Raw genomic sequence first — 26,529 nt, 5'->3', positions numbered from 1 at the left:
TCTTCAAATTACTCTGATGCGGAGGCCGCGAGGCCATCCGTGGCATGAAAATCGTCGTGCTCTTTGCCCGACATACGAAGACGCAGCTTGTCGAGTGTGAGGTAGACGACCGGAGTCGTGTAGAGCGTAAGCAGTTGGCTGACGATCAGGCCGCCGACGATGGTGATACCCAGCGGCCGGCGAAGCTCGGATCCCGTGCCTGTTCCAAAGGCCAGGGGAAGAGCGCCGAAGAGGGCCGCCATGGTGGTCATCAGAATCGGGCGGAAACGCAGCATGCAGGCTTCGAAGATGGCGTCTTCCGTATTCATTCCGCCTTCGCGTTCCTGCTGCAGGGCGAAGTCGATCATCATGATGGCATTCTTCTTAACGATACCGATTAAGAGAACGATGCCTATGATCGAGATGACGTTCAGGTCTTCCTTGAAGAGCATCAGCGCCAGCATGGCGCCCACACTGGCCGAAGGCAGGGTGGACAGGATGGTGAGCGGGTGCATCAGGCTCTCATACAGTACGCCCAGAACGATATAGACCGCGATCAGGGCCGTCAACACCAGCACCGGCTCGGTGCCGAGCGACTGTTGGTAGGCCTGCAGCGTTCCGGCAAAGAAGCCCTGAATCGACGAGGGCGTACCGAGCTTCTGCTGCATCTGCTCGATGGCCAGTGTGGCCTCGCTGAGCGAAACGCCCGGCGCGAGATTGAACGACACCGTCACCGAAGGAAAGAGCCCGGTATGGTTGAGCGCCAGGGGAGTCGTATTGGCGCTGGCTCTGGCCATGGTGAAGAGCGGCGTGTTGCCGCTTGCGGTCTTGCTGCTGCTCGAGGCGTCGTGGAAGTAGATATTCTCCAACCCTTCTGGGTGGGCCCAGTATTGCGGGGCGACTTCGAGCACAACATAGTACTGGTTCAACTGCGTATAGATGAGCGAAACTTCCGACTGGCCAAAGGCTCCGTACAGGCCATTATCCAGCGACTGGGCCGTCTGGCCGAGCTTTGCCGCCGTCACGCGATCGTAGGACAGCAACTCGTCGAGACCGCCGTTCTGTTGATCGGAGCTCACATCCTGAAGGCCGTGAAGATGCGTCATCTGCTCCAGCAGCTTCGGTCCCCAGGTCTGGAGGTCGGTCACATTGTCGGCTTCGATCGTGTATTGATAGAGCGCATTACTGGAGCGGCCACCGATGCGTAGATCCTGCGATGCCTGGAGAAAGGTAGAGGCTCCGGTCAGCTTGTTCAGCGGCGCGCGCAGGCGGTTGATGATGTCCGGGGCGCCGATCTTCCGGATATTCAACGGCTTGAGAATGACGAAGATATTTCCGGTGTTGGTCGCGCCCTGGCCCCCGGTAAAGCCGATCACGTTCTGAACGGATGAATCTTTCTTGATGACTTCCTCAGCCTGTAGCAGAGAGGCATTCATCACCGGATAGGAAGCATCCTGGGGTCCGCGAATGGCTCCCGACAGCGTACCTGTGTCCTGTTGCGGGAAGAAGCCCTTGGGGATCTTGAGGATGATGACCACATTGAGCGCGATGGTCAAAAACAGAACGGTGAGGGTGAGCCCCGGATTTCCCAGCACCCAATGCAGGCTCTTTCGATAGATGTTCAGGACCCAATCGAAAGCTCCCTCCATCGCCATATAGAGGCGGCCATGTTTTTTGTCGTGCTCGCTCTTCAGGAGATAGGCGCACATCATGGGCGTTGTGGTCAGGGAGACGGCCATCGATACCAGGATGGCGGTAGAGAGCGTCACGGCAAACTCGCGGAAGAGACGGCCCACGATTCCGCCCATCAGTAGCAGTGGAATAAAGACCGCAATGAGCGAGATGCTGATGGACACCACGGTAAAGCCGATCTCTTGTGCCCCCTTCAGCGCTGCCGCGAAGGGTTTCACGCCGTCTTCGATATGGCGTGTAATGTTCTCCATCACGACGATCGCGTCATCCACCACGAACCCGGTCGAAATGGTCAGGGCCATTAGCGACAGGTTGTCGAGGCTGTAACCGCAGAGGTACATGATCGCAAAGGTGCCGATCAGCGAAACCGGAACCGCCACGGCAGGAATGAGCGTCGCCCGGCCGTTGCGCAGGAAGATAAACACCACCACGATGACCAGGCAGACGGACAGAATCAGCGTCTGTTCGACGTCATCGACCGAGGCGCGAATCGTTGTGGTGCGATCCAGGACCTTCGTGATGGTGATGCCCCGCGGGATCGTAGCCTGGAGCGAGGGCATCTGCGCATCGATACGGTCGACCGTATCGATGATATTGGCGCCCGGCTGCCGGAAGACGATGAGTACGATGGCGCGTTTGCCGTTCAGGTAGCCACCGGCGCGCACGTTCTGCACGGAGTCGACGACATCGGCCACATCGGACAGGTGGATCGCCGTCCCGTTGTGGTACCCGACAATGAGCGGCTGGTACTCCACGGCATGCGAGATCTGGCCGTTCACTATGATGTCGGCGCTGGCGTCGCCATTGGTGATCTGGCCACGCGCGAGATTGGTGTTTTGCAGGCTCAGGACAGACTGCAAGTCCGACATGGCCAGGCCGTAACTGGCGAGCTTGGTTGGATTGACCTCGACGCGGACCGAGGGCAGGGCACCGCCGCCGGCGCTCACCTGTCCCACACCCTCAATCTGCGACAGCTTCTGCTCCATGACGGTGGAAGCTTCGTCATAGAGCTTGTCCGGGCCGTAGACGTCGGACGTCAGGGCCAGAATCATGATCGGCGAATCGGCCGGATTGACCTTGCGATACGTCGGGTTGCTGGGCAGGTTGGTGGGCAGATAGGTGCGGGCAGCATTAATGGCTGCCTCCACATCGCGCGCCGCGCCATCGATATTGCGGCTCAGGTCGAACTGGATGGTAATCGAGGTCGCGCCCAGGCTGCTGGACGAGGTCATCTCCGTCACGCCGGCGATGTGGCCGAACTGCCGCTCGAGGGGGGTCGCAATGGACGACGCCATGATGTCGGCGCTGGCGCCCGGAAGGCTGGCACCGACAGAGATGGTAGGGAAGTCCACCTGGGGCAAGGGGGAGACCGGCAGCACCTGGAACGCGATGGCTCCGGCGATCGCCACGGCAATCGTGAGCAGCGTTGTGGCTACCGGCCTATGGATGAACGGAGTGGAGAGACTCATGACAGGCCTGCCGGTTGAGGGGCATCGCCGTTGTGGGGCTCAACGTGGTCTTCCTTGGGCTTGCGCGAGAAGCGCTTCGCCAGGTTGTCGAAGAAGATATAGATAACCGGGGTCGTGTAGAGCGTCAGTACCTGGCTGAGCATCAAGCCGCCCACCATCGCAATACCGAGAGGCCTGCGCAGTTCGGATCCGATGCCGTGCCCGAACGCCAGCGGAAGGCCGCCGAGCAGCGCCGCCATCGTCGTCATCATGATCGGACGGAAGCGCAGGAGGCAGGCCTCGTAGATCGCTTCGGTAGAGTTCTTCCCGTGGTGCCGCTCCGCCTCCAGGGCGAAGTCCACCATCATAATGCCGTTTTTCTTAACGATACCGATGAGCAGCACGATACCGATAATGGCCACGACGCTCAGATCCTGGTGGAAGAGGATGAGCGAAAGGAAGGCTCCTACACCGGCCGAAGGAAGTGTCGACAGAATCGTGATGGGGTGAATGAAGCTCTCATACAGAACACCCAGAACGATATAAACGGTCACCAGGGCTGCAAGGATCAGAAGCGGCTCGTTGGAGAGCGAGTTCCTGAAAGAGGCGGCGGTACCCTGGAAGTCGGCCTGTACGCTGGCCGGCATGTGCATGTCCTTCTGTACCTTGGTAATGGCGTCGATGGCGCCGCCGAGAGCGGCATTCGGAGCCAGGTTGAAGGAGACGGTGATCGACGGGAACTGTCCCTGGTGCGCGATGGAGAGCGCTTCGGTCGTGGTCTCGAAGTGCGAGAAGGCGCTGAGCGGAACGGGGCTGCCGAAGGACGAGCTGGTCGTACCGGCCGAGGTCGCGCCGCCACTGGAAGCCGCCGTGCTCGAAGTAAGAGCGTTGACTGCCGGTGAGAGGGTATTGGCGGAAGGCGTGAAGAGCGCGGAGCCGGTAAGGGCATTCGATCCGGCTGAAGTGGAGCCGTTCCCCGAAGAGGTGGAAGCGCCCGCTCCGCTGGCCCCTGAAGAGGCGTTGGACTGGATGTACAGGTGATTCAGCTTGTTGGGGTCGAGTTGGAACTGCGGCTGGGCCTCGAGAATCACGTGGTACTGATTCAACTGCGTGTACATCGTGTTGATCTGCCGCTGACCGAAGGCGTCGTAAAGCGTGTTATCGACGGTCGTAGGAGCGATGCCCATGCGGGAAGCCGTGGGACGATCCAGCACGAGGGATACGGCGAGGCCGCCCATCTGCTGATCGGTAGCCACATCTTCCAGCTCAGGTAATTGCTTCAGCTTCGTCACGAAGCGGGCCGTCCAGTCGTTGAGTTCGTTCTGGTCGGGATCTTCCAGCGTGTACTGATACTGGGTGCGGCTGACGCGGTCATCGACCGTGATGTTCTGCACCGGCTGCATGAAGAGTTGAATGCCGTCTACCTTGCTCAGGCTCGACTGGAGTCTGCGGATGACGTCCGAAGCGCTCAGGCTGCGCTGCTCGAGTGGCTTGAGGTTGATCGACATGCGACCACTGTTGAGCGTGGTGTTGGTGCCGTCGGGGCCGATAAAGGAAGACAGGCTCTCAACCGCGGGGTCCTGAAGAATGATGTTGGCCAGGTCCTGCTGCTTCTTCGCCATGGCCTTCGTGCCGATGGTGGGAGGAGCCTGCGAGATGCCCTGGATGACGCCGGTGTCCTGTACAGGGAAGAAGCCCTTGGGGATGATGATGTACAGGTAGACCGTGAGCAGCAGCGTCGCGAGTGCAACGAAAAGAGTGATTGTCTGAAACCGTAGAACGAAGCTCAGCGTGCGTCCGTAGAACGCGATCATCCACTCGAAGACACGCTCTGATGCCTGATAGAAGCGTCCCTGGGTAGCCTCGGGATCGTGTTTCAGGATGCGCGAAGCCATCATCGGCGTGAGCGTCAGCGAGACCACGGCGGAGATCACGATGGTGACGGCCAGGGTGACGGCGAACTCGCGGAAGAGACGGCCAACGACATCGCCCATGAAGAGCAGCGGAATCAGCACGGCGATCAGCGAGACCGTCAGCGAGAGAATGGTGAAGCCGATCTGCTCGGCGCCCTTCAACGCGGCCTGCATCGGCGATTCGCCCTCTTCCAGGTAGCGCGAGATGTTCTCCACCATGACGATCGCGTCGTCGACGACGAAACCTGTCGAGATGGTCAACGCCATCAGCGATAGGTTGTCGAGGCTGTATCCCAGGGCGTACATCGCCGCGAAGGTGCCGACCAGCGACAGGGGCACGGCGACGCTCGGGATGATCGTGGCGTACAGATTGCGCAGGAAGAGGAAGATGACGAGGACGACCAGTCCGATCGTCAGCATCAGTTCAAACTCAACGTCATCGACGGACGCCTGGATGGGAGTCGTCAAATCGGTGAGTGTGGTGACCTGTATGCCCTTGGGCAGGTTCGCTTCCAGTTGTGGCAGCAGGGCCTTGATGCTCTTGACGACGCTGATGGTGTTGCCGCCGGGCTGTCGCTGCACATTGAGGATGATGGCCGGCGTCTGGTTCATCCAGGCTGCCTGCGTAGTGTTTTCCACGCCATCGATGATGCTGGCGACGTCGGTCAGCATGACCGGTGCGCCATTGCGATACGCCACTACAACTTTCTTGTAGTCGTCGCTGGTAACGAGTTGGTCGTTCGCGTCGATCTGGTAATCCTGCCGGGGGCCATCGAAGTTGCCCTTGGCGGCGTTGACGCTGGACTGCGAGACCGCCGTGCGGAGGTCTTCGAGGTTGATTCCGTAGGAAGACAGCGCGGTCGGATTGACCTGGATACGAACGGCCGGCTTCTGGCCGCCGCTGATGCTGACGAGGCCTACGCCGCTAAGCTGCGAGATCTTAGGCGCCAGCCGGGTGTCGACGAGATCTTCCACCTGCGAGAGGGGAATTGTGTTGGAGGTAACCGCCAGGGTCAGTACGGGAGCGTCGGCGGGGTTCGTCTTGCTGTAGATCGGCGGTGCCGGCAGGTTCGCGGGGAGGAAGCTCTGCGCGGCATTGATCGCCGACTGTACCTCTTCTTCCGCGATATCGATGTTCAGGCTCAGGTTGAACTGCAGCACGATCACCGAGTTGCCGCCGGCGCTCGTGGAGGTCATCTGGCTCAGGCCCTGCATCTCGCCGAACTGCCGTTCAAGCGGAGCGGTGACCGTGGTCGCCATGACGTCCGGGCTTGCGCCCGGATAGAACGTGAGCACCTGGATCGTCGGATAATCGACCTCCGGCAACGCGGAGACGGGGAGCTGCGTATAACCGACAATGCCAACCAGCAGAATTGCCGCCATCAGCAGCGCCGTCGCAACAGGACGGAGAATAAATGGGCGTGAAGGACTCAAGGAGCGGTACTCCCAGTGGCGCCGCTGGTCGGAACCGGTTGTTTGGAGATGACGACCTTGGCCTTGTCCTGGAGCTTGTCGAAGCTGCTGTCAGCCAGAACATCTCCCGGATTGATGCCGGTGACTTCGGTGGTATCGCCGTCGGTCACACCTGCCTTGACGTTCTTCAGGTGGGCGAGGTTGTCCTGGATGACGTATACAAACGCCACCTGGCCGTTATGCTGAATGGCCGAGGTCGGCACCAGCGTAGCGTTCTGCAGGGTGTTTACGAGCAGGCGGGTATTCACGAACTCGTTGGGATAGAGAACAGAGTCCTTGTTGTCGAACGAAGCGCGGGCCTTTACGGTTCCGGTCGTCGTGTCGATCTGGTTGTCCAGGGTCAGCAGGCTGCCGCTCGTAATCTGCTTCAGGCCCGTCCGGTCATAGGCATCCACGTCCAGCTTGGCCTTCTTGCGCAGCGCAGGCTGTACCTGTCCGAGGTTGTCTTCGGGGATGGTAAAGATGACGGTGATCGGCTGAATCTGCGTGATCACCGCGAGGGTCGTGCCGCCGGTCGATTGAACGACATTGCCCGGATCCACCAGCCGCAAACCAACCCGCCCGGTGAAGGGGGCGACGATGTGGCAGTAGTCCACCTGGATCTGGTCGAACTGGACGGTTCCCTGATCGTTCTTGACGGTTCCCTGATCCTGCAGAACGATCTTTTCCTGATCGTCCAGCGTCTGCTTGGGAATGGCATTCCTGACCCAGGCAGCCTGATAGCGCTCCAGGTCCATCTGCGCCTGCGCGAGAACGGCTTGGTCCTTCTCCAGGGTGCCTTGCGCTTCCAGTAGGCTGGCGCGATAGATTCGCGAATCGATATCGATCAGCGGATCGCCCTTGCGCACGAGCTGACCCTCTTTATAGTGCACTGCCGTGACGATGCCGTTCACCTGGCTGGTGATGGAGGAGGTGTAGACGGGCGTGACGGTTCCGATGGAATCGAGATAGACCCCGATGTTTCCCTGCTGTGCCGTGACGGTGGTGATCGTCGCGGTTCCGCCGGCGGCGTGGCGCCCGGTTGCGGGCTTCGGCTCATCGTGGTGACGCAGAACCAGAAAGAATCCCACACCGAAGATGAGGAGTAAAAGGACCCATACGATCAACCTCACCACTCCGCTTTGTTTGGGCTTTTCTGGTGGGGGGGCGGGTAGTTGATGATCGGTGCCGATAATCGGGCGCTCATTCGAATCAGATTGCAACGGTGTCTCCTGACCAAGGACGAAGGATCATATCGTACTACGCAGTTTTGTCTTTCATATGAAAGACGAATGAGCCCTTTCAGCAGTTGCAAAGCCTGAATCAGTCTCAATCCGAGATTGCCAGACACCTGAGACAGGAAGCAACTTTTATCACTGACTACTACTTCATAGGGTTGAGTTACAACGAAGGACGGTCATTCCGTGTACGTCACGACTGCGGTGGATATTTCTAAAAATGCGGGGTGAAGCAGGTTGTGGTTGAGCCAGTGCCGAAAAGCTCCAAGTGTTGCCTGTTTTGGGCCAGCCTGCAACACTTTGATCATACTGGCAGGTATAGTGACGCAGAGGGGTAGCTGAAGGTTTCCAACGCGAAATTGCAGGAAATCGATAATCGGGCTGCGGCAATGCCTCAAGACAGGGAGCGTGGCGAAGAAGTGACGAATCAGGGAGGCAACAGGGATACGCCCCCGGTTCTGTCCGCCGGGTTGCCGGTGTGCGTCGATCTGGACGGCACGCTGGTCAGGTCCGACACGCTCGTCGACTCGGTGCTGGCCATTGCGCGCCAGCGCCCTCAGGATCTATGGCGTATTCCTGGCTGGATCGCCCAGGGAAAAGCCGCCTTCAAGCGGCAGGTGACCTCGGCGGTGGAGCTGGATGTCGAGCATCTGCCCTACAACCTTCCTCTCTTGGAGTGGCTTCGTCAGCAGGCGGCTGAAGGCCGTGAGCTCTATCTGGCTACGGCGGCCGACCGTGCCCTGGCCGATCGCGTCGCAGCGCATCTCGGGATCTTCCGGGGCGTCCTGGCTTCGGACGGCGCGACCAATCTCGCTGGCGGCAACAAGCTGGCGGCGTTTCGTGACAGCTTCGCCAGCCATTTTTGCTACATCGGCAACGCCCGGCCCGACGCCGAGGTGCTGGCGGCCTGTGAGTCGCCGATGGTAGCCAACCCGGACAGCGCCCTGGTCTCCGCGATGCGGCGAGCGGGAACCGTTCCTGTGGCAGTCTTTGATGACCGCACGCCCAGGTTCAAGAGCTGGCTGAAGGCCATACGGTTGCACCAGTGGGCCAAGAACACCTTAATCTTCGTCCCCCTGCTGCTGGCGCACGCCTGGAACGCGGATAACTTCGCGAGCACCTTCGCCGGGGCCGTTACCGCTTTCCTGAGCTTCGGCCTATGTGCTTCGGCGACATACATCATCAATGATTTGTTGGATATAGAGGCCGACAGGAAGCATCCTCGCAAACGCCGTCGCCCCTTTGCGGCCGGCGATCTGTCGGCGATCTCGGGCGCCGCGATGGTCGTGCTGATGCTGACGGCAGGGCTGGCGCTGGCGATTGCCTTGCCTTTTATCGTGTCTGCGGCTCCCGGGCCTTACGCGTTGGCCCAGCCCTACAGGTTTCTGGGTTGGCTGATTCTTTATACGGCAACGACCCTGACGTACTCCCTGTATCTGAAGCGCAAGCTGCTCTGGGACGTCTTCGTGCTGAGCGGGCTGTATACGATTCGCATTCTTGCCGGAAGCGGCGCGACCGGAGTTCCGGTCTCGGCTTGGTTGGCGGGATTCAGTGTCTTCTTCTTCCTGTCGCTGGCCTTCGTCAAGCGCTTCAGCGAACTGGAAGGCCTGCAGGCCAGCGGGAAGATGGTTCCCAACGGGCGAGGCTACTTCGTCAGTGATCTGGAGCAGTTGCGTGCCCTGGGAACCGGTGCGGCGTATGCGGCGGTTGTCGTCATGACGCTATATATCAACAATCCTGAGAGCAAGCTGCTCTACAACCATCCCATCCGTCTCTGGCTGGTGGTTCCGGTGTTGCTGCTTTGGCTGAGCCAGGTATGGATGCTCGCCAGCCGCGGCGAAATGCACGACGATCCCGTGGTTTTTGCGATTACGGACAAGAGAAGCCTGCTGCTGGGCGTGCTGATGGCCGCCGTCATCTGGTGGGCACTGTAAGGTGTGTCATCCCGCTGACCTCGGCGTGAAATCGAACGGTGCAAGTAGTTTGTTGAAGCACGAACCGGAAGGGCCTGGCTTCAGCCAGGCCGCAAGGGCTGCTCCGTAGGAGCCTACCTTTCTGCCGAAGGCCGGAGTGGAGGCGCAGCCGCAACGACCTGAATTGCTTTCTTTCGTCGTGGCGAAACAAGCCGCCCCAGCCTCGGGATACTTGGTGATTCCTGTACCTTCTTGGCGGCTAATGAGGAAGGCAATTCAGTCGCTCCGGCTTCGCCTTCGCTCCGGCCTTAGGCAGAATCGAAATAAGACGATGCCCAATTCTTACGGCCCGGCTGAAGCCGGGCCCTTCCGGAACTAGTCACAAGAAGCGATTTGCACGGCTCAATCTTTATCTCGAACGGCAATTTTGATGGCACGCCCTAGAGCCGGTTTAGAATGAGAGTTCGACGTAAGGAAAACCGTTGAATATTCCGCAACTTACAGATTTCACTGAGGCATCTCTGGATGCCGCCTTCGCCGCCGTTCGCAGCGAAGCTGACGCCACGGTAGCCGCTCCCGGCTTCGACGCCGAGCAGTTCCGTCTGGAATGGCTCGGCCGCAAGCAGGGTCACCTGAAGGCGATCTCGGATGCCTGGCTCAAAGCCGCGCCACCCGAGGCGAAGAAGCTCATCGGCCAGCGCTTCAACGCGCTCAAGGAGCAGATCGAAGGCTCTCTTACATTCGCTATTCTCAAGTTGGACCCAAAGCCGACGGCAGCGGGGCTGGACGTCACTCTGCCCGGCAGTGCACAGCGCCTCGGGGTCGAGCATCCGCTGGTCAGGACGATGGCCGAGATTGTCAGCGTCTTCCAGCGCATGGGCTACTCCGTGGGCCTGGGGCCGGAGGTCGAGAGCGACTTCTACAACTTCGAGAGCCTGAACTTTCCGCCGAACCATCCGGCCCGCGACACACAGGACACGCTGGTCGTCGCCGAGCAGGAGGGCAAACCGCTGCGCGAGCGTCTGCTGATGCGCACGCACACCTCCCCGGTACAGATCCGCTCCATGCTGGAGCAGGCTCCGCCGCTGCGGCTGGTCATTCCCGGCAAGGTGCATCGCAACGATGCCGCTGACGCCACGCACTCGCCGGTCTTCCACCAGGTCGAAGGTCTGTGCGTGGATACGAACATCACCTTCAGCGACCTGAAGGGCACGCTCGATCACGCGATGAAGGCCTTCTTCGGCTCCGCGGTCAAGACGCGCTTCTTCCCGTCGTTCTTTCCGTTCACCGAACCCAGCGCGGACGTGCAGATCTCGTGCATCTTCTGCGGCGGCAAGGGCTGCCGCAAGTGCAAGCACTCCGGCTGGATCGAGCTGCTGGGCTGCGGCATGGTCGACCCTGCGGTGTTCGAGGCGGTGAACCAGCGGCGCATCGAACTGGGCCGCGATCCGGTCTATGACACGCGCCGCATCAGCGGCTTCGCCTTTGGCATGGGCGTCGATCGTATCGCCATGATGAAGTACGGCATCTCAGACATCGGTCTCCTGTACTCCGGAGACATGCGCTTTTTGGAGCAGTTCGCTTGAGAGCGAGTCAGCGAGTCAGCGAGTCAGCAAGTCAGCGAAGGACACGGCACTTCAGAGACTTGATTACCTGGCAGAAGGCTATGACCCTCGCGAAGAAGGTCTATACGCTGACCGCAGTGTTTCCGGACTCTGAACGATACGGCCTCATCTCTCAGATGAGACGAGCTGCTGTCTCAGTGCCAAGTAATATCGCGGAAGGCCACGGGCGTTTGACAGATCGCAGTTTTCGACTCTTCCTCGCGCAGGCGCGTGGGTCCTTGTTTGAATTAGAGACACAGTTGGAACTCGCAATCGATTTGAAATTTTGTGTTCGGGAAGTGGCCGCCGCCCTGCTTGCAGACTGCAATGAAGTGGCACGCATTATCAACGGGCTACTGAAAACACTGGAGGAAGAAAACGGCGCAGCCGCAAACAGCTGACTTGCTGACTTGCTGACTCGCTGACTCGCTATTTATGAATATCCTGACGAAGTGGTTGCGGTCGTATCTTCCCGAGCTTCCGGTTGATGATCGGCAACTCGCCGAAGACCTTACGCTACGCGGTATTGCGGTTGAAGGTGAGTTCGAAGCCTCGTGCGGCGGTGCGCGCTACGAGATGGACATCACGACCAATCGTGTCGATGCGATGAATCACTACGGTGTCGCTCGCGAGGCCGCAGCGATCTATGACGTGCCGTTTGTTCCTTTGAGCGAAAGCATTGCTGCTCCGGTCGTTGAAGCTGTTGCCGGTGAAGGCTTCCCGGTGCGTATCGAAGCCCGCGACCTGTGCGGACGCTTTACCGCTCGGGTGATTCGTGGTGTTACGGTTGGCCCTGCAAAGGGTCTGGTCGCCGAGTATTTCGCCGCGCTGGGACAGAAGCCGATCTCCGCACCGGTCGATGTGACGAACTTCGGCTGGCTCGCCATGGGACAGCCCACGCACGTGTTCGATCTCGACACCCTTGAGGGCGGCATCGTCGTCCGCCGTGCGAAGGCTGGCGAGAAGCTGCGGCTGCTCGACGGCACCGAGCGCACGCTGGTGACGGATGATCTCGTGGTTGCCGACGAAAAGAAGGCGCTGGGACTGGCAGGTGTGATGGGTGGATGGGACTCGCGCGTAACCGAGACCACGAAGAACATCCTCGTCGAGGCTGCCTGGTTCGATCCGGCGACGATTCGCGCGAGTTCGCGCCGCCATGGACTTCATACCGACGCGAGCCATCGCTTTGAGCGCGGAGCGGACTTCAATGCTGCGCCGTTAGGAAACCATCTGGTTACACGCCTGGTCGTCGAGCAGGCAGGCGGCGAGGTCGTTGGCCCGCTTGTGGATGTGATCGTCCCGGAGCTGCAGGCAAAGACCGCCGAGCGCGCTCCGATTGTGCTTCGCGTCAGCGAGGTGCAGCGGCACCTGGGCACGACGCTCGAAGATGCGGCGTGGAGCGGTGGTGAGAACACCTCGGGGCTAAGTGAAAACGTCGTCGAGCAATACCTCGGAGCCTTGGGCTGCGTGCTTACGCCGACGGGTGCGGTCGCAGGCGAGTACGGCGTTCAACTGCCGAGCTGGCGGCTCGACCTCGAACGCGAGATCGACCTCATCGAAGAGGTGGCGCGCGTCTACGGCTACAACAAATTCGCCGATACGCTGCCCGCGTTTGCCGGTACGGTCGTCGAACAGCCGCACGCGGAGCAGGAGCGGACAATTCGCGAGACCCTGCGCTCGCTGGGCTTCAGCGAGGCGATCTCCAGCACGTTCACCTCCGCTGAAGAGGCCACGACGTTCGGGGACGCGAAGACCGGTGCGGTGGCCATGGGCAATCCGCTCAGCGAAGAGGCCGGAATGCTGCGGCCGTCGCTGGTGCCGGGCATGGCGACGATGCTGGCTCACAACCTGCATCGCGACGTAACGGACGTGCGCTTGTTCGAGATGGGCACGGTCTTTACCGGCTCGACCGCCGAAGTGAAGGAACACACAGGACTCGCGCTGGGTGCGACCGGAGCGGCTGTTGCCACTTCTTTGTACAGCGCGCAGGATGCGTTGTTCTACGAGATGAAGGGCGCCCTCGAGCGTCTGCTCGCGAAGTTTGCAGGATCTGTTCGGTTCGACGCCGAATCGCTTCCGGCATGGATCGAGCCGGGCCGCGGAGCGCGAGCTCTGCTGGAGGGCGAAGTCGTCGCGGTCTTCGGAGAACTGAGCACGGCTGAGTCGCAGCGCCGCAAGCTGCGTCAGACCTGCGTATTTGCCGAGGTCCGAGCGGAACTCCTGTTGCTCCGTACGCTGCGCCAGCCGGTCTCGCGGGAGATTTCGCGCTACCAGGCTGTCGAGCGGGACTTCTCGTTTGTCTTCCCGGATGCCGTGCGCTGGGAGCAGATTGCGGAAGCCTTGCGCGGTCTGGGCATCTCCGAGACGCAGCGCACCGCGCCGGTTGAGATCTTCCGAGACGCCAAGGGCAAGGCGGTTGCCGCCGGACACTACTCGGCCCTGGTGCGAGTGGTATTCCAGTCGAACGAACGCACGCTGACCGAGGAAGATCTTGGGGGCTGGTCGGAGAAGACGGTGAGCGCGCTGGTTGGTTTGGGCGGAGTACAACGCGCATAGTGCAGTGGCAAGTGGTAAGTGCTCCCTTGCCACTTACCACTTGTGACTTCTCACTTTTACCTCCTCCCAGACGCCTTGCCGGGCGCAGGGAGGATTCAAAAAGGTTCCCCTTCAAATTCCATGCCTCAAATCCACTACGCAAATCGCTATACTTCGACCTGATTTACTGTAAGTTCGGAGGCAACGGAAAAGATGAGTTCATCGACCATCAGCGTGGACGAGTTCCAGGCGCTGGAACAGAAGGTACTGCAGACCGTCGAGCTCATCAAAAAAGAGCGCGAAGCTCGCGCTGTTGCCGAATCCGAACGTGACGCAGCGCGTACCGAGGCAGCTTCACTCCGCGAAAAGCTGGCTACTGCCAGCGGCGCGCAGGCAGAGGTAGAGAGCCTGAATCGCGAGCGTGAGGCTGTGAAGCTGCGCGTGGAGAAGATGCTCGCACAGATGGATGAACTTCTTTAGGAACTAAGGGCTAGGAGTAGCGTTGGCGGAGATGCAACAAAGAAGTGCGGCGGAGGTTTCACGGTCCGAGCTGGCGGCGCAGGCTGCAGGCGCGGTCGTGGTTGAAATCTACGACCAGGTCTATCAACTGCGGGGCACCGACCCTGCTTACATCGAGAAGCTTGCAGGAATCGTCGACGCCAAGATGCGCGCTGTCTCCGCCCATGGCGCGACGGTCGATTCGTTGCGCGTGGCCGTGCTGGCAGCGCTGAACATCGCGGATGAACTGGTGGCCTTACGCGCGCGGTTCGACACCCTGAACAGCAGCCTGAACCAGGCGCAGAGCTCAACGCGAACCCGCGCGGGATCGCTGATGGGCATGCTGGATGAAGTGCTGACCGAGCGCAAGGCCGGCTAAAGCAGGTTTTGCGCTCTCCCGTATCACCCCAGAATCGTCATCCTGAGCGGAGTAGCTCGCAACAGCGCGTAGCGCCAACCGTGACGCTTTAGCGTCGCGGTACGGAGGGAGCAGGGGCCTTTAGGCCCCTGAATTCAGGGCTAATCGAGAATTGGCCTTTAGGCCCGGGCCTTCTTTCGACTGCGGACAAAAGGCCCGGGGCTAAAGCCCAATTCTTGCCTGGCTTTATTCCGTAGCCTAAAGGCTACGGCTCCCTCCGTCTCCGTGACGCTGAAGCGTCACGGAACGCGCTATGCGCAATGGGGATGACACACCCTGGCGATAGAGAAATAAGACAAAAGAAATTGCTTCAGGCTGGTATGAATCGGGCCTCTGACGCTGAACCTTTGCAAGCTTTATCCTTCGCCACTCACCTATTCCGCAGATATTCAAAAAAGGTTCTTGCGAACCGCGTTCCAACGCGGGATGATGCTCGCACACGGAGAGTGTGTGATGAATCGGATGTTGCAAGGTCTTGTCTTGTCGTTTGCGGTTGGAACGATCTCCGCGCAGGTGCCGGATGCCGCGCAGAAATCCTTTGCCGACGGCGGAAAGTACGAGCAGGGCAAGCAGCTCTCTGCTGCCATGGATAGCTATCACACTGCCTTGAAGGCCTCCGGAGGGCATTGCCTGCCGTGCCTGGATGCGCTGGCACGGGTGCAGATGAACATGGAGCTGTACAAGGATTCGGCGGGCACAGCCGCGCAGCTCGCAGCGCAGTCGCCGGATACGAAGGCGAAGGCTGAAGCGGAGTTTCGCGAAGGTCTGGCCTGGTTCCGGCTGTACTTTGCCCAGACCGAGGGCGAGGGCGCAATCGACAAAGATCCCAAACACGCGGCGAACTCCTTGAAGCAGGCCGAAGCGGCATTGAAGCAGGGAGAGACGGACGATCCAGGCGACGAGGTCGTGCGCATGCTGCACGGTCATGTGCTGGCCGAGATGAAGCACGACGAAGAGGCAAGCCGCGAGTTCACGGCCTGCGCTGCCGCCAGCGGCACCAGCCCGGAAGAGTGCGCCCGTGCCCAGCGCTTTGCGAAGGACGTATCGCTGGCCCGCGGCGAGCCTGTCCCGGCCTTTGAAGCGAAGACGATGGACGGCAAGACCGTATCGCTCGACTCGCTCGCGGGCAAGGTCGTCCTGGTGGACTTCTGGGCGACGTGGTGCACCTACTGCAAACGCGACTCCGATTACATCCAGTCGATGCTCGACTCCTTCGACGACGGCCGCTTTGTGCTGCTGGAGGTAAACGTGGACGAGAGCGAAGCGGCATGGAAGCATTACGTGGAAGACGAACGCCTGCATGGCGTGCAGACGCGCGACGACAGCAAAGAGCTGCGGTCGCTGTTTCATGTGAGCGGCTATCCCACGTACGTAATCTTCGACGGCGACGGTATCGTGCGAGAGCGTGCTGTGGGCATTGAGGGCGATCTGCGGGGCACCGTGCGCAAGCTGCTGGCGACGGCTCCAGCCGTGCCCGCGGACGCGCGTACGCTGCTTCCAAAGCCGGCGGCCGAGTAGGCGTTAGATCTCAGGTCTTTGATTTTGAAGGTCTGGGCTTTGAAGGGGCGGGGCTTCAGCCCCGCCGTTAGAACCCTCCAAGTGCAGTGGCTTTAGCCACGGAGGGAATGATTCCGGAGCAAGCGTGCGCTCTCCCGCATGCGAGAGTCTTGCTGACACCTGCGATGGTCTCTCTGTGTTTGAAGAAGGCAGGCTTCAATCTGCCGACCGAAGCTATTTCAAAGGACAGAGTTGTTGAATGGATAGACATCGTTCCCTCTGCGGCTGAAGCCGCTTTAGATGTTGTTTCAACGGCGGGGCTGAAGCCCCGCCCCTTCAAAACAAAACGCCGCCAAGCCTGAAACGAAGTTTGAAACACGCCTTCCTTCATAAATAACGATAAAAATCAACCGGCCGGCGCAGTTGCACATTGCCGCGCCGACCTTTAGCATCCATCAGAGAGACCGGCCTGCAAAGCAGGTACACGAACAACGCAGGTTGAACCAATAATCATTGAACAGGGGTCCAGCTCGTATACATGGCTCGGTGTGCTAGGTCCGCCAGTCCGGAAAGCCTAAAGAGCCACGGCCGGGTCCCACCGTCTTAGACGGGTTCACCTGCGCTTCGATGTACGGCCCCGTGGGTCGGTCTTTGCTTTACTTCCAGCCCTCCTAACGCCAATCGACCGTTGTGGGCGCGTATCCTCAAGAGTGATGAATTTTCTGCTCCATGCGACGGCGATGTTCGTGCCGGGATTTCTGCGTCTCGGGCGGCTGCACCTGCCGGTCTATGGTCTCTTTGCCGCGGCAGGGCTGGTCGCGGCCCTGGCCTTGAGCCAGCGCACCGCCCGGCGGGTAGGAATTCCTGCGGAAAAGCTGTGGGACGCGGGCCTCTTCGGGATCGTCGCGTCGTTTATCGCCTCGCGAGCCCTGCTGGTGGCGATGGACCCGCACGCGTTCCTGAAGTATCCGCTGCTGGTATTGGCGCTGCCTTCTCTGACCTACGGCGGCATGATGCTGACGGGAGTGCTGGTCCTGGGCTATCTGCGCTGGAAGAGTCTGCCGCTAGGCGATGTGCTGGACGCGTGGGCTCCCTGCGCCGCGCTGCTGGCGGCGGTGCTCAGCCTGGGACACTTCGTCGAAGGCACGGAGGCCGGAATGCCGACCCGGCTGCCCTGGGGCGTCATCACGCCGGGCGATACCGTGCTGGGGCACGTGCATCCGGTGCAGCTTTATGCAATGGCCATAGCACTGGTGTTGTGCGTGGTGCTGCTGAGAGTGTTGTCGCGCAGGCGTTACGCGGGTAAAGTTGCCGGCATCGGTCTTCTCGTAGGCGGGGCTATCGCGTTTTTGCTCGATATGCTGACGCAGCCGGTGGAAAGTCTTGGAGACGGTTGGCTCGATCCGGGACAGTGGATTGCGCTGGGGGCGATCGTTTTGGGCGCAATGATCTTCACGGTGAAATCGCCTGCATTGCAAGAGAAGTTCGTTCTAGCTGCTGAATCGCGGATCGCCACAACGTCCGAAGGCTAAAGGTTCCAATATCGGTGAAACAATCGATGAGTCGGGCTTTCAGCCCTTACAGATCTTCCCGGCCGTTCTTCCTGGGGCGTTGCCCCAGGCTGGTATGAGCCGGGCCGTTGGCCCTGAAACATCCAGTGGCTTCGTTTAGAAGCTCACCTGGAAGCAGGGACACAACAGAAGGAGTTGGCCTCCATGCCATCGAAGAACATGCTGCCCAAGGGGCAGAGACGGCGCACTGTAAAACACGAGTACCGAGCACAACGCACCCTGTCCCAGGAGCGCGAGGCCGCCCTGCGCGCCGCCGGTGAACTCGACGAGGAGATCGTGCGCGAGACGTACGATACGGCTGACTTCAACTTGCCCAGTTCGTCCCCCCTGCACACTTCTCCCTTTGCCAACGTACCCGGGCTGGTGACGAGCGGGCCGAGCGGAGGCAAGCATCCGCAGGAAGAGCAGTCTCCCCGGCGCTATCCCGCACCCTATGTGTTCGAGGACGAAGCCCCCGAGATCCAGGTGCTCGACGACCTGGAGGCTGAGGATGGTGTGCGCAGCTTCACCGTCGAGTCCGCAGCCAGGGACATGCGCCTCGACGCCTATCTGGCGAAGGCCATTCCCGACATCAGCCGCGCCCGCGTGGTGCTGCTGATCGAAAAAGGCCAGGTGACCGTCGACGGCAATCCCGGCAAGGGCAAGCAGAAGCTCAAGGGCGGCGAGATGATCGAGATCGAAGGCGAGCCGCGCCCCGAGCCGTTGCACGCCCAGCCGGAAGATATTCCGCTGACCATCGTCTACGAAGACGACGACCTGGCCGTGGTCGATAAGGCCGCGGGCATGATGGTCCATGCGGGTGCGGGCGATTCCGAGCGCAATCGCGGAACGCTGGTCAATGCGCTGCTGTTCCACATGGGCAAGTCACTGTCGCAGGTCAGCGGAGATCTGCGGCCGGGCATCGTGCATCGTCTGGACAAGCAGACCAGCGGGTTGATCGTCGTCGCCAAGAACGATTCGACGCACCGCAAGCTCAGCGAGATGTTCAGCGAGCGGCGGCTGCGCAAGGTATACCTGACGCTGGTGCATGGATGGATCGCACCCGCCACCGGAGCGCAGGACTCGGGCACGATCCAGTTGCCGATCAGCCGTGACCTCGTCCGCCGCATTCGCATGACGACGCGGCGCACGGGCGGACGCAGCGCGGTCTCGCACTGGCGTGTGCTGGAGAAGATCTCCGGACCCTACGGCAAGTTCAGCCTGGTCGAGGTGCGCATCGAGACTGGCCGTACGCACCAGATTCGCGTTCATATGCAGGCCATCGGACATCCGGTCGTCGGCGATTTCCTTTATGGAGCGCCGCACCGGATCAACCCGATTGGGGGCCCGCAGGCCGAAGTCGAAGGATTCGGCCTGGAGCGTAACTTCCTCCACGCGGCCGAACTGGAGTTCGTCCACCCTCGCACGGGGGAGAAGCTGGCCCTGGATGCGGCACTTCCCGAGGAACTGGTGCAGGTATTAGAGCGTGTAAGAGGCGCGAGTTGATACGATGGTTGGCATGAACATAAGCAGCAGAGCTCGCTGGGTCCTTCTTGCCCTGGCGTGCGTCACAGGTCCGCAGGCCGCAATCTCACAGACGACCACCCCGCCGCCCGCGGCTCCCCCCGTCACGCCTTCCACGGCGCCTCAACAGCCGGCGACCACGCCGCCAGCGACGGCTCCGCAGTCTGCATCGCCCGCACAGCCAAATTCCACAAGCCCTACAGGTTCCACGGCTGCCCCGCAGAGCTCCACGCCGGTTCTGCAGCCGCGCGCCGATCAGGACCCTCAGGACGGCACCACGTTCACCCTCCACAGGGGCGTCAACGAAGTCGATCTGATCTTCACGGTGATGGGCAAAGACGGCCACTTCGTCGCCAACCTGCAGCAGCAGAACTTCGGCCTGCTCGACGATGGCAGACCGCCGCAGCATGTGCTTCGTTTCACGCAGCAGACGAACCTTCCCCTGCGCGTCGGCATCATGCTCGACACCAGCAGCTCGATCCGCCAGCGCTTTGAGTTCGAGCAGCAGGCAGCGACCGACTTCCTGCTGCAGGTGCTGCATCCGGCTGATCGCGCCTTCGTCGAAGGCTTTGACGTGCAGATCAACGTGGCACAGGACTTCACCAACCGCATCGACATGCTGGACACCGGCATCCGCCGGCTCCGGCCAGGTGGCGGCACGGCACTCTTCGATTCGCTCTACCGGACCTGCAAGGACCAGATGCTGACGCTGCAACAGGACTCCGAAGTGCGCAAGGCGATTGTGCTGGTGTCGGACGGCGATGACGATTACAGTCGCGTGCTCGAGACCGAAGCGATCAAGATGTGCCAGCGTGCGGAGACGATCGTCTACACCATCAGCACCAACGTCGGCCCGAGCCGGGACAAGGGCGATGATGTGCTGCAGCAGATCTCCGACGCCACCGGGGGACAGACGTTCTATCCCCAGCGCATCGACGATGTGGCAATTGGCTTCCGCAACATCGAAGAAGAGCTGCGCAGCCAGTATCTGCTGGTCTATGAGCCGGCGGACTTCAAACGCGACGGTTCGTTCCGCACCATCTACCTGCATTCGCTCGACCCGCGCTACGGAGTCCGTGCGAAGAAGGGCTACTTCTCTCCGCACGAGTAGTGCCGCGGCACCTGCAAAAAGGCTGAGCCCCTTCGGAGCTCAGCCTTTTCGTTTTCTTGCTGTTTTTCTTGCCGTTGCTTTTCTTGTTGTCATTCCCGCAGGGAATCTGCTGTCTGTCGGCACACCACCGATATTTTGCGGGGCAACGCCAGAGGGCACGGCTACCTGTTCTACCCCCCTGCTTTTGTTGCCTTAGCGTTCGGAGACCCGCATAGCCTGGACGGACTTCATGGTGTCCTGAATGCGGTCCTTCTTGACGAATGGAGTGGTAAAGAAGCGATCTACCGTGGCGTTGAAGAGAGCCGGATCGTCGTATGGCACGAGGTGAGTCGCATTGGGAAAGATGACCAGCTGGCTGTTAGGGATGTGATGGTAGATGTCCAGAGTGTGCTCATCGCGGATGACGTCGTGATCGCTGGCGAGGATGAGGGTCGGCGCGGTGATCTTTTCAAGCGAGGCAGCAGGGATATGTGGTTCATTAAGGAGCATCTGGTCGAGCTTAAGCTCCCGTTTGCCCTTGGCGGTCGCCTTTACAGAGGCGGGTGTTGAGGCGATGGACTGTTTGACCAGGGCTACGATCTCGGGAACAGCTCCGTCCGGGTCGAGGTTTGCGGCCATGGCCGCGATCATCTTCACCTTCGCCGGGTAGTTCATTCCGAGTTCGAGAGCCTCAATAGCGCCATCGCTCCAGCCGAGAACGTTGACGGGACCGATGTGCAGGTAGTCAAGAAGGGCGACGAGATCAGAGGTCATCTTTTCGTAGTTGATGGGGCCGGGACTATCGGTAGAGCGTCCCTGATCGCGGCTGTCCATCGCGATGACCTTGTACCGGGTGCGGAAGAAGGCGATCTGCGCTTTAAAGTCGGCGATGCTGCCGCCGTTGCCATGGACGAGGAGAAGCGGTTCGCCAGCACCATAGATCTCGTAATAGAGGCGAACGCCGTCATGGGTAAACGTACCGCTGGCGGCGGCATTGGGAAGATAACTTGTCTGCGGTGGCACCTGCGCCCTGGTGACCAAGGGAAGGGAGAGGCTGAGGAGAAGGAGGATCACTTTGGTTTTCATCGGAGTAGCTCTAAGAACACTTTACATTGCAGAGTGTCAGCCACTTTGGTGGCCGGAGTCTATGAGGTCACTACACGAGAAGCTAACTTGTCAGGATTCATGTTAAAGCTGGAGGTCGTTCAATAGACGCCATACCAACTCAGGGCTACGTCCTGGGTTGGTATGGCGTCACCCCTGCGGGGCTTATACACGTGCCGTATTAGACAAGCCCGGTCAGCGCCAGCGCCTCATCCACCGTCGTAGCCACCAGCAACCTCTTGAGATTGCCCCGTAGCATGCCTTCGCGCTCGCACACATCGAGAAACTGCAGCATCGTGTCATAGAAGCCCGCGACGTTCAGCAGAACGATAGGCTTCTCGTGCAGCTTCAGCGTCTGCCAGGCAAGCACTTCGAACAGCTCTTCAAATGTGCCGAAGCCGCCCGGCAGCACGAGGAAGGCACTCGCCTTCTCGCCCATGAGCGCCTTGCGGGTGTGCATGGTGTCGACGACGTGCAGCTCCGAGATGCCTTCATGCGCAACCTCGAGATCAACCAGGACATGCGGGATCACGCCAATCACGTGGCCTCCCGCAGCCAGCGTGGCATCGGCGACCGCGCCCATCAGGCCGACCTTGGCTCCGCCATAGATCAACCCCAGATTGTGCGCTGCCAGCGCCCGGCCCAGTTCTTCCGCAACCGCACGATACTCGGGCCGCGCGCCTTCAGCCGCCGCACAGAATACCGCAATATTTTTCTTCGAAACAGACTCCGTCATCGAGACAGAATACCGTTTTTGCCGTCGAGTATCATGGCCTTCTCGCCCTGCGGCGAGACTGGAGTCAGACGATGCGTACCTGCTTCTCTCGTTTTTCGTCTTGTGTTGTGATGCTGTTCTCCTTCGCCGCTCTGCTGGCCGCAACCAGCGCCGCAGCGCAGAACAAAGGCGAGCCGGGCAAGTTCGACTTCTATCTCATGAACCTCTCATGGTCGCCCGAGTTCTGCTCGATACAGGGCGTTTCCCCGCAGTGTGCGGCGAAGCCCGGCTTCATTCTGCACGGCCTGTGGGCGCAGAACAATGACGGCAGCTATCCCGTCTTCTGCAGCGAAGAGCACGGGCCCGCAAAGCCGTCGGAGAATCTCGACCTTACGCCCGACCCCTCGCTGCTCGATCACGAGTGGGCCAAGCACGGCACCTGTTCTGCCGTTGGCCCGCAGCGTTTCTTCGCGATGGAACGCGAGGCTTATCACTCGTTGAAGATTCCGGCCGAGTTTGTCCATGTCGATCAGGAGATCAGCATGACGCCCGACAAGATTCTTGGATTGTTTTATGGCGCCAACCCCGCGTATCCGCAAGGCAGCATTCTATTAAGCTGTGGGCGTAATCATCTGACGGCTATCGAAGCCTGCTTCAGTAAAGACCTGAAGCCGATTGTGTGCCAGGGGCTTCGCACCTGTCATGCAAACTCAGTCAAGATCACGCCGCCGGGAGCTACAGCGCAATAACCGCCGGGAGCTAAAACACGAGAGTAGACAGGCTCCCGGCCCCTCGAAGAGCGGCGCCAAACGGCGCACGCTCTTGCAGCGACAGGATGAGACAGTACCGCAAGGCTCAGTCTAGCGAAGGGCGAGCGTGGAACCGTCCAACTGGTCCGAGACCGTGGTGATCACAGCACCGGCAGCATAGCTGGCCGAGGCTTCGACGGCAACGATCTGCTGGCCTGACGCGAGCTTCAAATCCAGGGTCTTGCCGGGCATCAGGGTCATCTCATTGTCGCCAGCCTTCAGCTTCAGCGGGGCGGCGGTATCGTTGCGCAGCGTGAACTTCACGAGCTTGACCTTCGCGAAGATCGCGTTCACGGGCGTGTGAATTGCAGTGGGTGCGGCATACACAGCCTGCGCGGATACCAGCGAGGCCGCCATCAACATAACTCCAAATACAGAACGACGATTCATAACTGCTCCTTCAAAACACTTTGAGATTGGACCGCATTCTCTTGTTCAGGGAACCGGTCGCAAAGGTCAGTACGCAGCGGTTCCAGGAATGGTTCCGGGTTTTTCAGATAAAAGATCATCTTTTGCGATGCTGTCCCTCGTCCCTAACAAATAACGTTTGGTAACGGAAAATATTCCGCTTTTGTGCGAAATAAAATATTGCAGCCTAACGAATCCCTAAAGGGAGAGACCTTAAAGCTGTGCCTTCAACGAAACGACTCGATAGATGGTCTTGATTTGAGCGACAATCCGGTACCCCCCTGCAAAACTCAAACTCCCAGCCAGATAAAATAGAGATTGTGTCCGATCTTCTCGCCAATATGAATCCGCAACAGCGCGAAGGGATCACCTCGGTCGATGGCCCGGTACTGCTGCTCGCAGGCGCAGGTTCGGGTAAGACGAGGGTTATCACTCACCGCATTGCCTACTTAATCAAGGAGCGCGGAGCCGCGCCCGACAGCATTCTTGCCGTCACCTTCACCAACAAGGCCGCCAAAGAGATGGCCGAGCGCGTCGAGAAGATTCTCGGCCACTCCACGCTGGCCTCACCGACCCTCGCAACGTTCCACAGCTTCTGCGTGCGCGTGCTGCGCCGCGACATCGAAGCGCTGCGCGTGGGCAACGTTGGCCTTACGCGCTCCTTCGCCATCTATGACGAGAACGATCAGCAGGCCGTGGTGAAGCAGGCGCTCAAACGCCTCGGCATCGACGACAAGTCCCTGAAGCCGCGCGTAGCGCTGGGCCGCATCTCCTGGGCCAAGAACCACATGATCGACCCGCAGGAGTACTTCCTGGCCTCCACCAATCCGATGGAGGAGAAGATTGCGCACATCTTCGAGATCTACAAGAAGGAACTCGCCAAGGCCAACGCTCTCGACTTCGACGATCTGCTGCTTGAAACAGTGCGTCTGCTCAAGTCGTCGAGCGAGGTGCGCGAGCGCTACAACCGCAAGTACAAGTACCTGCTGATCGACGAGTACCAGGACACCAACCGCCCGCAGTATGAGCTGATGAAGCTGCTCGGCCGCCACGGCAACGTGTGTGTCGTCGGTGATGAAGACCAGTCGATCTACTCATGGCGTGGCGCGGACATTCGCAACATCCTCGAGTTCGAAAAAGATTTTCCTGACGTCCGGACCATCCGGCTGGAGCAGAACTATCGCTCTACCCAGGTCATCCTCGAAGGCGCGAGCGCGGTTGTTGCACAGAACACGCAGCGCAAGGGTAAGAATCTCTGGACGGCCCGCGAGGGCGGCTCGATGATCGGCTACTACGAGGCCCCCGACGGCGAGAACGAAGCGCTGTTCATCGCCGACCGCATCAAAAAGTACCTCAAAGAAGCCGGAGAGAGCGAAGAGCAGCCTCGCTGCGCGGTGCTGTATCGCACCAACTCGCAGTCGCGACTGGTGGAAGAGGCGTTGCGCCGCTACCAGATTCAGTACCACATGGTCGGAGGCTTCAGCTTCTATGACCGCTCTGAAGTAAAGGACATCCTCAGCTACCTGAAGCTGGTGCAGAATCCTCACGACTCGGTGGCTCTGGGGCGTGTGGTGAACTCGCCGCCGCGCGGCATCGGCAAGACCACGATGGACACGCTCGAGCGCATGGCGCTGACGGTGGGCATGAGCAGTTGGGATGCCATCGCGCGAGCCTCCGAAGAGAAGTTTTTGCCGGCACGAGCGCTGACGGCTCTCAATAGCTTCCGCAAGCTGATTGAAGACGCCAGGGCGATGCTCGGCCCGGACTTTGCTGCAGCTCTCACCGCAGATGCCGCAGGCTCAGAGCTCGCGACAGATGCCGCGCAACTGGAGGAAGACACGAGCTTCGATCCAGCCGCAACCGCGTCTGCTGACAGCGATACCAACTTCGACTTCGGCTTTGCTTCTGAAGAGGAAACTCCGCCCACTGTCGCAGCCAACGACGCAAACACCAGCTTCGATACGAGCTTCAACTTCGACTTCGACTTTGGTCCCAGCGAAGAGATCAGCACAGTTGCGCCGGAGAACGCTGCCGACTTCAATCCGTTTGCACCGGTCCCGCTCAAGCTCTCCGCGAGCGACACCATCAAGGAACGTCTGCGCCAGCAGAATGCCGAGGCCCCGCAGGCCGAGGATGCACCCGCGCCCTTCCGCAAGCTTGGCGATCCGGCCACACTGCCCGAGCTCATCAAGTTCCTCAACGAGCGTTCAGGCTACATCCGCGCCCTCGAAGACGAGGCCACTCCCGAGAGCTTCTCGCGCATCGAGAACCTGAAGGAACTCGCCAACGCTGCGCAGGATGCAACATCTCGCGGCGAGACGCTGGCAGAGTTCCTGGACCACGCCGCGCTGGTGTCGGACGCCGACCAGTACTCCGCCGAGGCTCGCGTGACGCTGATGACGCTGCATGCGGCCAAGGGCCTGGAGTTTCCGCTGGTTTTTCTCACAGGCATGGAGGAGGGGCTCTTTCCGCACTCGCGTTCGGTCGTCGACCCGACGCAGATGGAAGAGGAGCGCCGGCTCTGCTACGTGGGCATGACCCGCGCGATGGACACGCTCGTCATGACGCGGGCACGCTATCGCCGCCGCTACGGCAACGACTCTCCGGAAGCCTCGATGCCTTCGCGCTTCCTGGAAGAAGTGCCCTCGAAGCTGGTCGAAGACCTCTCTCCGGCGGCCTATGGCGGGGCCTATGCAACGCCCTATCCCCAGCGTGGTAAACGCTTTGGGGCAGGGGACGACGATTTTGGCGGCGAGCAGCACTACAGCTACGAAGATGAAGATCAGTCGGGCGGACGCGGCGGTTCGTCGGCAAAATCCTATGCCTCCGAACGCTTTGGCGGCGCAAAACGAGGCACCGGCAGTGGCCCGCTGGACAACACCGCAGCCTTCTTCGGCAAGGGTGGAGCGGGCTTTAAACCGAGTGGATTACAGTTCGGATTACGCCCCAAACCCGGGTCCGATGCCCCCGTTGGACGCACCGGAATGGGCAAAGGAGCCCGCGTACGCCACCCCAAGTATGGGGAGGGTGTCATCTTTGCCCGCGAAGGCGATGGGGAAGATGCCAAGCTTACAGTACAATTTAGTAGCCACGGTATGAAAAAGCTGGTCGAGAAGTTCGCCCAGCTCGAGCGATTGTAAAA

The 26,529-nt window shown here is 60.3% G+C and carries 19 protein-coding genes and 1 other RNA gene; 14 read left to right on the top strand and 6 right to left on the bottom strand.

Going from position 1 to position 26,529, the window contains the following annotated elements; translation table 11 throughout:
* Positions 1–8: 8 nt before the first annotated feature.
* Genes HDF15_RS08190 through HDF15_RS08180 form a run of 3 tightly spaced genes read right to left on the bottom strand, consistent with a single transcriptional unit; the run spans position 9 to position 7,707 of the window.
* On the bottom strand, positions 9–3,140 hold the full coding sequence (locus HDF15_RS08190) for an efflux RND transporter permease subunit (protein WP_184254507.1): 3,132 nt from the start codon (positions 3,138–3,140) through the stop codon (positions 9–11).
* A complete protein-coding gene (locus HDF15_RS08185; RefSeq protein WP_184254505.1) occupies positions 3,137–6,466 on the bottom strand; it encodes an efflux RND transporter permease subunit in 3,330 nt (1,109 codons plus the stop codon). The genes HDF15_RS08190 and HDF15_RS08185 overlap by 4 nt, the downstream gene beginning before the upstream one ends.
* The gene (locus HDF15_RS08180) at positions 6,463–7,707 is read right to left on the bottom strand and encodes an efflux RND transporter periplasmic adaptor subunit (RefSeq protein ID WP_184254503.1); all 1,245 of its coding nucleotides are present in this window, start codon (positions 7,705–7,707) and stop codon (positions 6,463–6,465) included. Before HDF15_RS08180 ends, HDF15_RS08185 begins: the two co-directional genes overlap by 4 nt.
* Before the next feature lie 434 nt (positions 7,708–8,141).
* Here HDF15_RS08180 and HDF15_RS08175 point away from each other — a divergent pair, with 434 nt between their 5' ends.
* The 12 genes from HDF15_RS08175 to HDF15_RS08120 all read left to right on the top strand — a co-directional run bounded on the left by HDF15_RS08175 (position 8,142) and on the right by HDF15_RS08120 (position 20,372).
* Positions 8,142–9,656 carry a UbiA family prenyltransferase gene (locus tag HDF15_RS08175; protein ID WP_311733060.1) on the top strand — a complete coding sequence of 505 codons (1,515 nt, stop codon included), beginning with the start codon at positions 8,142–8,144 and terminating at the stop codon, positions 9,654–9,656.
* 461 nt (positions 9,657–10,117) lie between these two features.
* Positions 10,118–11,221, top strand: a complete 1,104-nt coding sequence (gene pheS / locus HDF15_RS08170) for a phenylalanine--tRNA ligase subunit alpha (protein ID WP_184254499.1) — start codon at positions 10,118–10,120, stop codon at positions 11,219–11,221.
* Positions 11,222–11,301: 80 nt separating this feature from the next.
* Positions 11,302–11,640: a four helix bundle protein gene (locus HDF15_RS08165; RefSeq protein ID WP_409254870.1), complete on the top strand. Its 339-nt coding sequence runs from the start codon at positions 11,302–11,304 to the stop codon at positions 11,638–11,640.
* A 34-nt stretch (positions 11,641–11,674) separates the two neighbouring features.
* A complete protein-coding gene (gene pheT, locus HDF15_RS08160; protein WP_184254495.1) occupies positions 11,675–13,795 on the top strand; it encodes a phenylalanine--tRNA ligase subunit beta in 2,121 nt (706 codons plus the stop codon).
* Between the two features lie 192 nt (positions 13,796–13,987).
* Positions 13,988–14,254, top strand: coding sequence for a hypothetical protein (locus tag HDF15_RS08155; protein WP_014263637.1), 267 nt, complete (start codon positions 13,988–13,990; stop codon positions 14,252–14,254).
* Positions 14,255–14,285: 31 nt separating this feature from the next.
* Positions 14,286–14,651, top strand: a complete 366-nt coding sequence (locus HDF15_RS08150; protein WP_184254493.1) for a cell division protein ZapA — start codon at positions 14,286–14,288, stop codon at positions 14,649–14,651.
* A gap of 492 nt (positions 14,652–15,143) precedes the next feature.
* Positions 15,144–16,208 carry a TlpA disulfide reductase family protein gene (locus HDF15_RS08145; protein WP_184254491.1) on the top strand — a complete coding sequence of 355 codons (1,065 nt, stop codon included), beginning with the start codon at positions 15,144–15,146 and terminating at the stop codon, positions 16,206–16,208.
* Between the two features lie 107 nt (positions 16,209–16,315).
* Positions 16,316–16,549: a hypothetical protein gene (locus HDF15_RS08140; RefSeq protein WP_184254489.1), complete on the top strand. Its 234-nt coding sequence runs from the start codon at positions 16,316–16,318 to the stop codon at positions 16,547–16,549.
* Positions 16,550–16,650: 101 nt separating this feature from the next.
* A non-coding RNA gene (gene ssrS, locus HDF15_RS08135) (6S RNA) lies at positions 16,651–16,837 on the top strand.
* Between the two features lie 63 nt (positions 16,838–16,900).
* Entirely contained in the window at positions 16,901–17,719 is an 819-nt protein-coding gene (locus tag HDF15_RS08130) for a prolipoprotein diacylglyceryl transferase family protein (protein ID WP_184254487.1), read from the top strand.
* Between the two features lie 183 nt (positions 17,720–17,902).
* On the top strand, positions 17,903–19,243 hold the full coding sequence (locus tag HDF15_RS08125; protein WP_184254485.1) for an RluA family pseudouridine synthase: 1,341 nt from the start codon (positions 17,903–17,905) through the stop codon (positions 19,241–19,243).
* Between the two features lie 13 nt (positions 19,244–19,256).
* On the top strand, positions 19,257–20,372 hold the full coding sequence (locus tag HDF15_RS08120; protein ID WP_260330932.1) for a VWA domain-containing protein: 1,116 nt from the start codon (positions 19,257–19,259) through the stop codon (positions 20,370–20,372).
* Between the two features lie 192 nt (positions 20,373–20,564).
* Here the strand turns inward: HDF15_RS08120 and HDF15_RS08115 are convergent, their stop codons facing one another.
* Both HDF15_RS08115 and HDF15_RS08110 read right to left on the bottom strand, forming a co-directional pair.
* A complete protein-coding gene (locus HDF15_RS08115; RefSeq protein ID WP_184254481.1) occupies positions 20,565–21,437 on the bottom strand; it encodes an alpha/beta fold hydrolase in 873 nt (290 codons plus the stop codon).
* A 199-nt stretch (positions 21,438–21,636) separates the two neighbouring features.
* On the bottom strand, positions 21,637–22,191 hold the full coding sequence (locus tag HDF15_RS08110; protein ID WP_184254479.1) for a TIGR00730 family Rossman fold protein: 555 nt from the start codon (positions 22,189–22,191) through the stop codon (positions 21,637–21,639).
* A gap of 71 nt (positions 22,192–22,262) precedes the next feature.
* On the opposite strand from HDF15_RS08110, the gene HDF15_RS08105 reads away from it, so the two are divergent.
* Positions 22,263–22,919 (top strand): ribonuclease T2 family protein, encoded by a 657-nt coding sequence (locus HDF15_RS08105; RefSeq protein ID WP_184254477.1) that lies wholly within the window; start codon positions 22,263–22,265, stop codon positions 22,917–22,919.
* A 111-nt stretch (positions 22,920–23,030) separates the two neighbouring features.
* Here the strand turns inward: HDF15_RS08105 and HDF15_RS08100 are convergent, their stop codons facing one another.
* Positions 23,031–23,369 carry a hypothetical protein gene (locus HDF15_RS08100; RefSeq protein ID WP_184254475.1) on the bottom strand — a complete coding sequence of 113 codons (339 nt, stop codon included), beginning with the start codon at positions 23,367–23,369 and terminating at the stop codon, positions 23,031–23,033.
* Positions 23,370–23,707: 338 nt separating this feature from the next.
* Between HDF15_RS08100 and HDF15_RS08095 the strand changes: the two genes are divergently transcribed.
* Positions 23,708–26,527 (top strand): ATP-dependent helicase, encoded by a 2,820-nt coding sequence (locus HDF15_RS08095; protein WP_409254869.1) that lies wholly within the window; start codon positions 23,708–23,710, stop codon positions 26,525–26,527.
* Positions 26,528–26,529: the final 2 nt, after the last annotated feature.

Origin of the sequence: Granulicella mallensis, assembly GCF_014203225.1 — a bacterium.
GTDB classification, from domain to species: domain Bacteria; phylum Acidobacteriota; class Terriglobia; order Terriglobales; family Acidobacteriaceae; genus Granulicella; species Granulicella mallensis_A.
The sequence above is the reverse complement of the archived record's forward strand: the minus strand, read 5'-3'. Positions and strand labels throughout refer to the sequence as shown.

What these genes read in the sequence shown, in the direction of transcription:
- HDF15_RS08125 (WP_184254485.1), top strand. Translation starts at nt 17,903, where the DNA reads ATGCCATCGAAGAACATGCTGCCCAAGGGGCAGAGACGGCGCACTGTA.
- pheT (WP_184254495.1), top strand. Translation starts at nt 11,675, where the DNA reads ATGAATATCCTGACGAAGTGGTTGCGGTCGTATCTTCCCGAGCTTCCG.
- HDF15_RS08100 (WP_184254475.1), bottom strand. Translation starts at nt 23,369, where the DNA reads ATGAATCGTCGTTCTGTATTTGGAGTTATGTTGATGGCGGCCTCGCTG.
- HDF15_RS08120 (WP_260330932.1), top strand. Translation starts at nt 19,257, where the DNA reads ATGAACATAAGCAGCAGAGCTCGCTGGGTCCTTCTTGCCCTGGCGTGC.
- HDF15_RS08130 (WP_184254487.1), top strand. Translation starts at nt 16,901, where the DNA reads ATGAATTTTCTGCTCCATGCGACGGCGATGTTCGTGCCGGGATTTCTG.
- HDF15_RS08105 (WP_184254477.1), top strand. Translation starts at nt 22,263, where the DNA reads ATGCGTACCTGCTTCTCTCGTTTTTCGTCTTGTGTTGTGATGCTGTTC.
- HDF15_RS08150 (WP_184254493.1), top strand. Translation starts at nt 14,286, where the DNA reads ATGCAACAAAGAAGTGCGGCGGAGGTTTCACGGTCCGAGCTGGCGGCG.
- HDF15_RS08140 (WP_184254489.1), top strand. Translation starts at nt 16,316, where the DNA reads ATGATTCCGGAGCAAGCGTGCGCTCTCCCGCATGCGAGAGTCTTGCTG.
- HDF15_RS08190 (WP_184254507.1), bottom strand. Translation starts at nt 3,140, where the DNA reads ATGAGTCTCTCCACTCCGTTCATCCATAGGCCGGTAGCCACAACGCTG.
- HDF15_RS08115 (WP_184254481.1), bottom strand. Translation starts at nt 21,437, where the DNA reads ATGAAAACCAAAGTGATCCTCCTTCTCCTCAGCCTCTCCCTTCCCTTG.
- HDF15_RS08165 (WP_409254870.1), top strand. Translation starts at nt 11,302, where the DNA reads ATGACCCTCGCGAAGAAGGTCTATACGCTGACCGCAGTGTTTCCGGAC.
- HDF15_RS08145 (WP_184254491.1), top strand. Translation starts at nt 15,144, where the DNA reads ATGAATCGGATGTTGCAAGGTCTTGTCTTGTCGTTTGCGGTTGGAACG.
- HDF15_RS08110 (WP_184254479.1), bottom strand. Translation starts at nt 22,191, where the DNA reads ATGACGGAGTCTGTTTCGAAGAAAAATATTGCGGTATTCTGTGCGGCG.
- HDF15_RS08155 (WP_014263637.1), top strand. Translation starts at nt 13,988, where the DNA reads ATGAGTTCATCGACCATCAGCGTGGACGAGTTCCAGGCGCTGGAACAG.